The following is a 12,517-nucleotide window of genomic DNA, read 5'->3' as shown; positions in this document are numbered from 1 at the left end:
ACTAGAAAAACGTAGTAAAAACGTTTTCTCTCTTACTATTTATTCTATCATAAATTAGGAACTTTTGCACAGGCTTTGACCACAACAAATGATAAATAGTAATCGTGCGAAATATCCTTGATGCCAGCAACGATTGACTTGACTTTTTTTGTTTTCAGGTATATACTTAGTGTATACTAATTCGTGGAGGTAGAGTAATGAATACAGTAAAGACTCGGAAGGTGGGGAATTCGCTCACTGTGACCATTCCTAAAAATTTGGGTATGACAGAAGGTCAAGAAATGGTTGTCTACAAAGGGATTGACGGAGTCATTGTCTTAGCTCCAAAACTGAAAGATCCTTTTGATGGAATTACTGATTTGAGAATGACAAACGATTTTGAAGGGGTATGGTCACTTGGTAGCGAAATCTGACTATATTCCTGAAAAGCAGGATATCATTTGGCTGGACTTTGATCCATCAGTCGGTCGAGAAATCCAGAAACGGCGACCTGCCTTGGTCGTTTCTAGGAGAGAATATGCCTTGCAAACTGGTTTTGTTGCTGTCTGTCCTATCACTCATGGCCAACATCGTTTGGCAGAAAAAGGCTTGCTCGTTCCTGTCTCATCGGATAAGGTAGATGGCGCTGTCAATCCATTTCAACTTTATACCTTTGATTTTCGGATGCGTAATGCTCAAAAAATAACAAGAATGGACACACAGTGTTTTCAGAAAGTAGTCCAACTTTACCAGTACATCTTTGGAGATACTTAAATCCTACCATGCATAGACAAGGTAGGATTTTTCTATATGAGTAACCTATCTAAGAACGGGTGAAGGCAGTTTGTCAAAATCCCTCTAATCCAGCTTTCTTGTGCTGATGATAGATATTCTGCCTGAAGGCATTCTTTTAGAAAATCGCGGACTTGTTCTGGTGCAATCTCAAACTCAAAGGCTTTCATCTTGTAGAAAAAGTCGATGAGATGCCCAGATAAGTAATCATCTGAAAAGGGTACTTCACCACTTTTTCGATACTCTAGTAAGAGTCGAGCAAATCTGGCTTTTTCATCAGGCAAACCACGAAAATAGGAATTAAGAAGCCAAGTCTGCTTCTGCTTTCGTTCAATAGGATCTTGATTTGCAATTCGCTGATCCTTTTCCAGCTCCTTTTGGTTTTGTTTAGCCTTGACAGCCCGTTCGTCTCTATTCTTACCAAAGAGGATTTTCTCCCATTTTCGTTCTTCTTGGGTCAAGGTTTCTGTAAAGCCAAAGTAATCTTGATAAGCTCGTTCTGCAGGTCCCATGGCAAGAATGAGATTGTCAGCGTATTGCTTGGCGATTTTATCTCTTTTCTTGCGTTCTTTCTCTGCTTGAATCCGTAAATGCTGCTCGTAGTCGATTTTTTCCTTACCTAGCTTGACAAGGTAGAGTTGATCATCAGACTTTCCAAGTAGAAAGGGTTTGATACATTTTTCAAGGACTTCTTCTAGACGTGCCTTCTTTTTTGGTTCTGCCTTGGTCCAACTTCCGCCTTGGAAGACTTCTAGGAAGAGCTGATAGTCTCTCTCAGGTGCGAATTGATTGCCACGATTGGCTTTGAAAACACCTTTTTCCCAAAACCATTTTAGAAGTCGTTCGTTAAAATCGCTTTTATTGACCTTGATTTTTTCCTTTTTCTGAGCCTTTCTGGTTAGATTCTCAAGTTTTCTGAGAAGCTTGTCTTCCTCTTCGAGTTGCTGGTCTAAGGTCAGTCGATGAAAATGGCGAACGCAGTCGCTTCCGATAGGAAAGAGGCGTTGGCCTGTAACTCCGTTAAAGAGTTCGTAGGCGTATTTTATGGCATTCCCACAGACGCAATTGCTACGGCCAATGCCATTAAAAATCAAGGAAACTTCATTCCATTCCTTGGTAGCTTGATCCCAAGTATCGGCTTTTGAAGCCTGTAAAACCGCATCATGCAGGGATTTTCTAACTGGAAGAGTCATGAGGTTTCCTTTCTAGGTTATACTTTTACAACTTGAACCTCGTCTTTACCGAGTAAAATCAAGTATTTCTCAATATTTTCAATCAAATAAGCTCGTGATAAGGCTTCACCATATAGGGCTAACTGGCCACGATAGCGGTCTATGAGTTGACTTGGTTTATCATAACGGTCTGTCTTATAGTCGAAAAGAATAATTCTGTCCTCGTAAAGCAGATAGCCGTCCAAGATCCCACGAACAACAAAGTCTTCCTGACTCTTTTGGTCTTTTTTGAGCATAGAAAAAGGTTGCTCGCGGTAGAGATGATTTGTATTGGCGAGAATTTCTTGACCGAGTGACGTATCAAAGAAGGCTAGGATTTTAGAAAGATTGATCTTATCTCTAACAGCTGGACTAGTTTGAACTTGTTGCAGAGTATCTTTCAGGCTAGCAAGCGTTGGTTGCTGACTGAGGTCAATTCTCTGCATCAGTTCGTGGGTTGCACTACCAATCTCCGCTCCAGTTACCTTTTCTTTAGTTGAAAAATCTGGTAAATCAAAGCTGATTTGCTTTTCCGGTGATTGAGTTTGGTTAGCAATTTCTACCCCTTCCATATCCATAACTGGTTCGTAGAATTTCTTGATTTGGCTTGGGGTTTGAACACTTGGTAGTTCAATGGCTGCGCGGTGAAGAGTATTATAAATTTCCACTTCTTTCAGCATTTCAAGGGCTTCTTTGATGATTTCTGACTGGCGGTTGTCTGCTTGAGAGCTGTCTTGTAAAGGGCTCTTGATTTCCAATTCCCCGATAGCTTCTCTGGTCAACTGGGCTTCACCAACAAAGCGATAGCTAAAGTTGAGATTGTCCTTGGCAAAAACTTTACTGATAGCCCAGATCCAATCTTGGAAATTTCTTGCTTGTAGTCTGGTATTGCCATCTAATTTTCCATTGTTTGCTGCTGGGTATTCCTTGGCTTCTAGCTTTTCACGAGAACCCTTGCCGACAAGATAGAGCTTTTTCTCAGCTCTCGTCATGGCAACATACAGCAGACGCATCTGCTCTGAATAGCTAGCCAGTTGCAGTTCTTTCTCATTCTGCGTATAAGTTAAGCTAGGAATAGAGAGTTTAATGGTTTTAGGATAGTGTGCTTCCACTGCTCCTGTTTCCACCTTGGCAATGTATTTGACACCAAGCCCATTTTGACGGCTGAGAATGACGTCTGACATTGAGTCTTGTTTGTTGAAGTCCTGATCCATGTTGAGGATAAAGACATAAGGAAACTCCAGTCCTTTGCTCTTGTGAATGGTCATGAGTTCCACGGCATCTTTAGGTGGAGCGACAGCTACGCTTGCGAGGTCATGCTGAGCTTCCAAAACCTGATCAATCATACGTATAAAACGCGACAAGCCCTTGAAATTACTCTTTTCAAACTGGTCAGCGCGCAGAGCTAGGGCGTAGAGATTAGCCTGTCTAGCAGGTCCGTTTGGCAAGGCTCCAACATAGTCATAATAAAAACGGTCGTTGTAAATCTTCCAAATCAAGTCATAGAGAGAGTGGGTTTTGGCATACAAGCGCCAAGAATCCAAGATATCCATGAATTGATTGAGTTTTTCAGCTAGAGTTGTATGAATCAAGTTTTTCTGGTTTGTTACCAGTTTTTGAGTATTGACCAGTTTCTCAAAAAGATTCTCTTGCACCTTATCTTCTGATTTCTGAAGGGACAAGCGTGCCAACTCGTCCTCATCAAAACCAAACATAGGAGACTTCATCAGAGCAACTAAGGCATAGTCTTGCAGGGGATTGTGAATGACGCGCAGGGTGTCCAGCATGACTTGTACTTCTAGGGATTGGAGGTAATTGTTTTGCTCGCCGTCTGTTTTAACAGGAATTCCGTAGTCAGACAGGGCGAGGAGAATCTGGTCATTTCGACTGCGGCTAGAGGTCAAAAGGGCTATTTCTTTAAAAGCAACACCTTTTTCTTGATGAAGCTTCAGGATTTCCTTGATGACCAGGCGCATTTCCCCAGTGAGTTTCGGGTCTGCCTGACTCTCTTCCTCTTCTTGCCCACTATCGTCCTTATCGTAGAGGAGAAATTCTGCCTTGTTGTCTGGATTAGGAGTTAGTTTGGTATTGGCAAAAACAAGCTGGTGCATGCTATCGTAGTTGATTTCACCAACCTCTTGGTCCATGAGCCGTTCAAAAACATCGTTGGTTGCCGATAGCACTTCTGAACTACTACGGAAATTTTCCTTGAGGAGAATCAGCTTTCCTTCTTGAGGATTTTGCGCATAGCATTGGAATTTTTCATTGAAAATCCGCGGATCTGCCTGGCGGAAACGGTAGATGGATTGCTTGATATCTCCCACCATAAAGCGATTGTGACCATTCGACAGCAATTCCAGCATCCGTTCTTGAATGTGATTAGTATCCTGATACTCATCGACCATGACTTCATGAAATCGTTCCTGATAAGCCTCGCGGACTTTAGGGAAATTCTCTAAAATCTCAATGGTGTAATGGCTGATATCAGCGAATTCAAAGGCATTTTCCAAACGTTTACGCTCACGATAAGCCTCCACAAAATCACTCATAAAGGGTTGGAAGGTTTTAGCTAGCTCCCAAGTATCTTCATGATAATGTTCTTGGTAGTCGAAAATCGTTATCTGGTCCGCCAGTTGTCCTAGTTTAGAAAACAGGGTCTTTCTTTCATCGTTATAGGCATCAGCCAGTGTCTTCAAATCGGCCTTACGACTAGAGTTAGCCAGAGCTCGACCATTTTTCTCCTTAGAGATGGCAACAACACGTGCAAGCACTGCTCGATAAGCCTGGCTATCGGACTCTTGATTTAAGGAGCCAATTTCATCCAGAACCAGCTGCACATTTTCTAAATAGGCAGCTTTTGGAAACTCCTTGGCATCGTTATCCAGATGATAACGAAAGAAACTTTCCAAGTCCCAAAGCGCCTGCTTGATTTGCTCAGTTAATTTGTCTTTTTCAATTACAAAGTCAGCTTCTTCAAACCCTTTGAGAAAAGACTCGTTCAACCATTTTTGGGGACTGCTGGTGGATTGGAGGAAATCATATATTTTGTAGACTTGCTGGCGCAGACCACGTTCATCCTTGCCACGCCCAGCAAAGTTTTTCACCAAACGACTAAAGGTCTCTTTATTTTCACCTGGGTAATGGGCTTCAAACACCTGATGAAAAACTTCGTTTTTGAGGATTAACTGTTCACTTTCATTTTGTAGAATACGGAAATTTGGTGCAATATCAATCAGATAGCCATGTTTACCGAGGAACTTTTGTGTGAAGGAGTCCATAGTTCCGATGGCCGCGTTTGGCAGATCTGCCAACTGACGTCCCAAGTGTTGTTTGAGATCAACATCTCTACTTTCTTGGATTTGCTTGCTGATTTTTTTCTCCAAGCGCTCCTTTAGTTCAGTAGCAGCCTTGACGGTAAAGGTCGAGATAAAGAGTTGGCTGATTTCCACACCTCGCGCTAACTGATCCAGAATGCGCTCGGCCATAACAAAGGTCTTCCCTGAACCAGCAGACGCTGAAACAAGGATATTTTGCCCTGCGGTATAAATGGCTTCGATTTGCTCAGCTGTTTTCTTTTGTTCCTTGTTCGAACTCGCTTCTGCTTCTTGCAGTTTTTGAATTTCTTCCTCAGTTAAAAAGGAAATGGGCTTCATCGATTCAACTCCTCTCTCATTTTCTCAAACCAAGCTTGCTTGAGCTTTTCTCCGACCAGACGCTTACCGTCAGCTAAGTCCAACTTCTCTAGGAAACGGGCTTGTCCTAAGTGGTAATTGGCTTCAAATCCAGTGATGGCTTGGTGTTGCTGGACATACGGGGCAATACTTCTGCCGTTTTCTGTGTATGGATTAATGGCAAAATGGCCTTCTAAAATCTTCTCAGCTGCCTTCTTGTAAAGATGGGCATTGTAGTCCAATAAGAGCTGGAATTCCTCGTCTGTCAGCTGATTAGCCTTGTTTTTGTTGTAAAATTCGCCCAAGTGACTGCTTTCTTTTTCTAAAAAGAGTCCCTGGTATTTCATAGATTTGCTGGCTTCTGCTACTGCTCCTGCCAGACTTTTAACAGCTAATAAAGATTGGACAGGCTCAGCCATTTCCAAGTACATGGCACCGAAAAAGTTCTGCTCCCCTTCTCTTTTTAGGGCAGCAAGATAGGTTGGCAGTTGGGAATTAAGCCCATTAAAGAAATGAGGAAACTGGAACTGAGTCAGACTAGACTTGTAGTCCACCACTCCTAGCGCTCCATCAGCTTTCAGGCGGTCAATACGGTCAACCTTGCCTCGCACATGGACACTGCGACCATCGTCCAATTGAATAAAGGCCTGATCCTTTCCACCAAATGTTGCCTCCTCTTGGATGGTTTCAATGGCTGGATTATGACGAAGGATGTGGCCTGTTGTCCGCGCAACATCAAGCAGAATTTCCTTGGTAAACTGGGCTTCCAAACTTTCCTGATAAATAGCTTCAAATTCGCGTTCTTGGCTGGTTTCCTTGATAGCTTGCTCCAAACGCTGATCAAAGGAATTTTCAGCAGGGAGTTTCAAGGTACGTTCAAAAATACGATGCAAGAAATTCCCATGACTGCGAGCATCAGGACGAAGGCGCAATTCTTCCTGCAAACCTAAGACATAACGGAGGAAATAACTGTATTCATTGCGGTAAAACTCCGTCAAACCAGACGTAGACAGGTAAAACTCCTTGTCAGCGGGATAGAGAGCCTGCAAGGTCTCTTTCTCTAATGGCTTGCTACTTGGATTAGTTGGGATAACTGGATTTGTAAGACCTTTTTGGTCAAGTTTTTTCCCCATGATACGAGCCAAAACCTTGACAAAGGTCAAATCTTGCTCAGTATTACTTGTCTCGCCCTGCTGATGATAGGCAACTAGACTAGACAATAGACTGTGATAAGAACCCATATCATCCTTAGACAGACTTTTTTGATGAATCTTCTTCTCTGTCCGGCTAAATCCAAAACTCACCAGTTCCTGAAGATAGGCCGATTCCTTGCTCTCATTTTCATTAAGAAGACTTGGTGCTGACAACACCAACTGCTTACGGGCGGCATTGACTAAAGAAAGCATGGTATAGCGATTTTTCTTGAGATTTTCGCTACTTGCAATCAGTAATTGTGCTCCCTCTTCAGTAGCTTGGTTTAGGCTTTGTCTTTCTTCATCTGTCAATAGACTGGTGTTTTGCGCAATTTTTGGCAAATGATCCTGAGTGAGTCCAATGGCATAGACAAAGTCAGCGGTCAGAGGTGCAATCAAATCGTAACTCTGCACCAGAACAGTGTCCACTGTCGCTGGAATAGTGCGATACTGAGATAAAGTCATCCCTGAGTGGAGCAAGGCTAGGAAGTCCTCCAGACTAACTTGCGAACCACCAAAAACCGTCGCAAATTGTTCTAAGGCATGACAAAAGGCTTTCCAAACTTCAGCTTGTCTTTCCTGTTCTAGAGTTTCCATAGTAGCTGTCAAATCTTGCATCTGCTTGCTTAAAGCAGCATTTTTTAGAAAAATACTCCACTTTTGCAAGAGATTTTCAGCTTTTTGCTTCCGACTGGCAAATAAGGTTTCAAGTGGTACCAAAACTCGCAGACGAATGGCGTTCAAACGTGCCAAATCAAATTTTCCGTGGTGGGATTTTGTGAAGGTCTGCTGAAAAGCTGGCAACCCATTGATGCCAAGATAGCGGAGATATTGCTCAAAAGTATCAATATCATCCTGACTAAGGTCAGTATACAAACCAGTTCTGAGGAGATTAATCAAATCTTCTTGACGAAAACGGTAGCGTTTCAAACGCAAAATAGATTCGACATACTGGGTTAAGGGGTGGTGAGCCATAGATTCACTTCTACCAAGATAGAAAGGAATCTGGTACTGGTCAAAAATGGTCTTTAAGGACAACTGACAAGAAGCCACATCTCCTAAGAGAATACGAAAATGCTTGTAACTCAGTTCTGGATTGTCATGTAATTGTTGACGAATGCTGCGGGCTACCAACTCCAACTCTTCCTTTTGTGTCAAACAAGACCAGATTTGCAGATTTTCACGGTCTTTCTCATCGATATCTAAAGCGAGTTCTGAAAAGTCATAAGTAGACTCCAGCAAACGAGAGGCCTTGTCAAAACTATCGATCTTCTCATGCGTCTGAGAACAATCCTGAGCAGGTATTTGGTATTTTGCCCCCAAATGATGGAGGAATTCCACACTGGCTTGGTAGAGATTTCCTTCAGTGAACGGACTGGTATAGGCTTTCTTGCTTGCATAGGCACCAATAACAATCTCGGCACCTTTGCGATGGAGTAGATCCACTACACGCTCTTCCTCAGCAGAAAAACGGGTAAATCCGTCAATTACCAAGGCAAGTTGACTGAAATCACTACTTACCTTATCATTCTCAATAGCCTCAATCAAATGGGACAACTGACTTCCCTGAGCCAACTGACCCTGATTGAGATAGGCCGTTACTTTCTCAAAAATCAAGAGTAAGTCTGCTCTCTTGTCCTCATCCGTCAAATTTTCTAAGTCCAAAAAGCTCATCTGAGCAGTCGTCATCTCATGATAAAGTTCAACCAACTGCTGGATAAATTGAGGATCCTGCTTAATTGCACCATAAACACGTAACTCTTTGGAGTCCAGTTCCGCAAGACATTTATAAAAGGCCATTCCAAGGCCGATGTCATCAAGACTGGTCTTTGTAGACAAGTCATTTAAAACCAGATAACGAGCCATTTGAGCAAAGCGTGTGACAGTAATCGCAAAAGAAGCCTGCTGGGACAAGCATTCCAGCACAGCACGTTCCTTTTCAAATGAAAGAGAGTTGGGGGCGATGTAGAAGACCCGCTTGCCTGCAGCAACTAGCTCTTCTGCCTCTCTCGTTAAAATTTCAGTCAAAGAAGTCCGAATATCAGTATAAAGTAATTTCATCTCAGCCTCGTTGGAATTTTTCATTACCTTTTATTATACCATTTTTTAATGAAGCAATCCTGTAAATAATCGGTTCTTGCTCATCTATTGAAAAGAAAAATGCCGGAAAATTCCGACATTGTTTCAGTAAGCTAACTTCCTGAAAATAGGAGTAACCACAAGTCCCAGAAGGCAGTGATATTGATAAGGATATGAAGTACTATTGGATAGTAGAGATTTTTAGTCATGCGATACAATAGGGCTAAAATAAGACCTCCACTAGCATAAATAAAAAAAGTAAGAGGAGTTAAAGCAAAATTGATATGAATAAAACCGAAAATAATAGCAGAAAGCAAGACATCCCCGTACCAAGGCGAGTTTTTGAAAAAAGTTGTCATAAGCACACCTCGATAAATGAATTCCTCGGTAATAGGACCAATGAAGCAAACTATGAGCAAGAAATAGGGGAATTCCTGTCTCCCTGTCATATCTACTAATTCATGTAAGGAAATCTGATTGGACGATGCAGGAATTAAATAGGAGAATAGGGTTTCAGATGTGTGCCAAATGATATACGCTAGTAAAAGATAGAGAAAGTATCTGCTCTTCCACTTGAAATGCATAATTTTTCCACCTTCAAAAACTTTTAAATAGAGGATTGCTAAGAAAAGAACTCCACTCTCCATCAAAAGTAGAATCTGAAAAAATTCCCGACTTACTGGTAAATAAGAATTTGCGAGGTAATTGAACATTCCCCAAAACCAAGTTGATTTGTAAAAAATTAAGGACAATGCTAGTAAAATCTGAATAATTCGTTTTTTCATACTATGCCTCAGCTTTTCTCCCCTTGTTTTGTCATATTACTAATAAATTTTACTTAAAATCTCGCAGCACTTCCTTTGCAAAGATGATTGCCTCCGCCAATATATCCTAAATCATAAGTACCACTAGGACAAAATCCATGAACCGGCATAGTTAATACCGACGCCATTTGCCAAGCGTAATAACCATTAGGCTCTTTACCATAATTTGCTCCACCTTGTATCATCTCTAATTCTTCATTTGTCAGATTTATATTTTTTTTCATTAAAACCATGATGTATTCCTCCATTATTGTTCAGATTAGTTGAGTAATCTGCTACTCATAACTACTTACAAAAACTATTATATTTTAAGTTAGTTTTTTATGTTTGTCTAGTTGCAACTTTGACAAGTTTAGTATAGCACATCTTTGCAAAATATCCTCTTCAAATCTTGAATTGTCATCGAAACGTCCTAAACTGTATAATCAATCACCCCCTAAACTTTTAGCCTCCTTTCCTCCAAAATATGCTATAATAAAAGCAAAACACCTAGAAAAGGAAGTCTTATGATTAAACTACTAGCCTTGGATATGGACGGAACCCTCCTTAATGAAGCCAAGGAAATCCCTCAAGCCCACATTACTGCCATTCACCAAGCCATTGAAAAAGGTGTCAAACTGGTTCTCTGTACGGGTCGACCGCTTTTTGGTGTTCTTCCCTACTATAAAAAACTAGGACTGGACCTCCAGAATGAGTATGTCATCGTCAATAACGGTTGTTCAACTCACCAGACCAGTGACTGGAGTCTAGTTGACTGGCAAGAACTCAGTCCAGCTGACATTGAATACCTCTATGACCTAGCTGAACAAAGCGACGTCCAGTTGACTCTTTTTGATGAGAAACATTATTTTGTTCTCGGTGGCAAGCCAAATGAAATTGTTCAAAATGATGCCAAGCTAGTCTTTTCAGACCTAACTGAAATTTCCCTTGAGGAAGCCACCAGTGGTAAGTACCGTATGTTTCAGGGTATGTTTTTAGGCACCAAAGAGCAAACAGACGATTTTGAGCAGCGGTTTACTGAGGAACTCTGCCAGCGATTTAGCGGTGTTCGTTCGCAGCCTGTCATTTATGAAGCCATGCCACTTGGAACAACAAAGGCTACTGCTCTTTCTCGACTAGCAGCGATTTTGAAGATCGAGCCCTCAGAAATTATGGCCATGGGCGATGCCAATAACGATATCGAAATGCTTCAGTTTGCAGGACTTGGCATTGCTATGGGAAATGCCAGCGACCATGTCAAATCCTTAGCCAATGACGTTACGGCTAGCAATGAAGAAGGTGGCGTCGCGCGTGCCATTGAGAAGTATATTTTATAACAAGAAAAAGCAAATAGAGAGAATTTACTGCTATTTGCTTTTTTGCTATTTAACTAAATAAGCAATCAAAGTTATGATCCATAGATGAGCTGGGTAGAAAATATAAAAGAAATATTTACTCCAACTAGTTTCTTTTCCTCGCTGTCCATTATACAAGGCCATAAAAGGAAAAACGGTGATAAAGAGCCAGTCAGAATTGAAAAGCATCATTTCCAGTGTTTGGTGCCAAGTGTCGTAAATTTGGATGGAAGTCACTAACAAGAAGGCCCACAGAAAGGCATAGAGGAGATTTCGCAAGCCCTTGCGATTTCGACAAGAGTAACTAATCAAGAGAAATGGTAGCATGGTGATACCACCCTCAGTAAAAAGACACCCGAAAATCAAGAGCCCAGCAACTCCAATCCGACGCCACAACTTCTCTTTTGTATCCAGCGCTTTTCTGGGAAAACCAAGCCAAAGCATGGTGACACCGATGGTCAAAGTAAAGAAAATATTATTAGTGACCATTACTCCTTTGGATGCAAATAGGGCATTGAGGAGGCTATTTCCAGCAAACATAATAAGTGCCCAAGACCAGAGTCGGATGAGGTAGTTTTTCAAATTTCAAGTATGGATAAATCCTTCCATAGCCATATACGCAAACCAAACTCCCACACAACGGGTCAAGGCGTGAAAGATACCTTCCCACAGAGGAGAAACGATTCCGGTGATATGAGGGATATGGTCTAGAACCATTACTGCCAGCATCAGATACTTCAACTGCGTCGCATTCCATTTTTTCATAATAAACTTCTTTCTTTTTGATCTACATAGAGTATAGCATATATTTTTACGTATAATCGTACGCCTATCTTACATTTTTGTAAGACAGACTGTTAGCAACTGATTTTTATAAAAGAATATTATTTGATTTTATGCTTGTTCATTTTTTCTTGGAAAATATCTGTCAGAATTTGGCGCAATTCTTCTCTTTCCTTCTCAGGAATCTCACCACTTCTCTTGGCAACTGCGTAGAGCTCTGGATGTTCGATAGAAATACGCTTTATTGTCCGAGTTGTTGCGTGTTTTCGCACGAAAAAGGGAATGCGTTTGATCCATTCCTGAGGTACTAGAGCAAGGATTTTCGCAGCGGTTTCCTTATCGCTAATCTCAGATGTTGTCAATCCTTGCTTAATCATCTCTTGTTCTTTCTCAGTAAAATCTTTTAATTCCATGATTCTTCTCCTATCTACAAATAACTCTAGGATAAATTATATACCATTGCTGGCAAAACTACAAAGACTACGTCTTAAAAATGACAGGTTAGCTACTATTTTTCCTCCCCTCGTATAGCATAAAAATACATAGTCCTGATATCCCATCACTTTCCATCCCAGACTCCAATAAAAATGAGAAATGAAAACGCAATTACTATTTTCATTGAGATTCGTGGTTTATCATCAGACTGAAAAT

9 protein-coding genes and 1 pseudogene are annotated in these 12,517 nt (G+C 41.3%); 3 read left to right on the top strand and 7 right to left on the bottom strand.

Features of this window, described 5'->3' with window-relative positions; translation table 11 throughout:
• Positions 1-197 precede the first annotated feature (197 nt).
• Positions 198-413 carry a type II toxin-antitoxin system PemI/MazE family antitoxin gene (gene mazE / locus MK396_RS05445; RefSeq protein ID WP_129312942.1) on the top strand — a complete coding sequence of 72 codons (216 nt, stop codon included), beginning with the start codon at positions 198-200 and terminating at the stop codon, positions 411-413.
• Positions 397-753 carry a type II toxin-antitoxin system PemK/MazF family toxin gene (locus tag MK396_RS05440; RefSeq protein ID WP_268723905.1) on the top strand — a complete coding sequence of 119 codons (357 nt, stop codon included), beginning with the start codon at positions 397-399 and terminating at the stop codon, positions 751-753. Before mazE ends, MK396_RS05440 begins: the two co-directional genes overlap by 17 nt.
• 32 nt (positions 754-785) lie before the next feature.
• On the opposite strand, the gene MK396_RS05435 is transcribed toward MK396_RS05440, so the two are convergent.
• From MK396_RS05435 to MK396_RS05415, 5 genes are all read right to left on the bottom strand, one after another.
• Positions 786-1,964, bottom strand: a complete 1,179-nt coding sequence (locus tag MK396_RS05435) for a hypothetical protein (RefSeq protein ID WP_268723904.1) — start codon at positions 1,962-1,964, stop codon at positions 786-788.
• A 17-nt stretch (positions 1,965-1,981) separates the two neighbouring features.
• A complete protein-coding gene (addA, locus tag MK396_RS05430; protein WP_268723903.1) occupies positions 1,982-5,635 on the bottom strand; it encodes a helicase-exonuclease AddAB subunit AddA in 3,654 nt (1,217 codons plus the stop codon).
• On the bottom strand, positions 5,632-8,907 hold the full coding sequence (gene rexB, locus MK396_RS05425) for an ATP-dependent nuclease subunit B (protein ID WP_268723902.1): 3,276 nt from the start codon (positions 8,905-8,907) through the stop codon (positions 5,632-5,634). The genes addA and rexB overlap by 4 nt, the downstream gene beginning before the upstream one ends.
• 131 nt (positions 8,908-9,038) lie before the next feature.
• Positions 9,039-9,710: a CPBP family intramembrane glutamic endopeptidase gene (locus tag MK396_RS05420; protein WP_268723901.1), complete on the bottom strand. Its 672-nt coding sequence runs from the start codon at positions 9,708-9,710 to the stop codon at positions 9,039-9,041.
• A 53-nt stretch (positions 9,711-9,763) separates the two neighbouring features.
• Positions 9,764-9,982 (bottom strand): hypothetical protein, encoded by a 219-nt coding sequence (locus tag MK396_RS05415; RefSeq protein ID WP_268723900.1) that lies wholly within the window; start codon positions 9,980-9,982, stop codon positions 9,764-9,766.
• Between the two features lie 273 nt (positions 9,983-10,255).
• Between MK396_RS05415 and MK396_RS05410 the strand changes: the two genes are divergently transcribed.
• On the top strand, positions 10,256-11,065 hold the full coding sequence (locus MK396_RS05410; RefSeq protein ID WP_198459619.1) for a Cof-type HAD-IIB family hydrolase: 810 nt from the start codon (positions 10,256-10,258) through the stop codon (positions 11,063-11,065).
• A gap of 45 nt (positions 11,066-11,110) precedes the next feature.
• Here the strand turns inward: MK396_RS05410 and MK396_RS05405 are convergent.
• Positions 11,111-11,848: pseudogene (locus MK396_RS05405) on the bottom strand (TraX family protein).
• A gap of 119 nt (positions 11,849-11,967) precedes the next feature.
• Entirely contained in the window at positions 11,968-12,279 is a 312-nt protein-coding gene (locus tag MK396_RS05400; protein ID WP_000420576.1) for a hypothetical protein, read from the bottom strand.
• Positions 12,280-12,517 lie beyond the last annotated feature (238 nt).

Origin of the sequence: Streptococcus oralis (assembly GCF_026782235.1) — a bacterium.
GTDB classification, from domain to species: domain Bacteria; phylum Bacillota; class Bacilli; order Lactobacillales; family Streptococcaceae; genus Streptococcus; species Streptococcus oralis_CC.
This window is presented reverse-complemented; position numbering and strand designations above follow the sequence as displayed.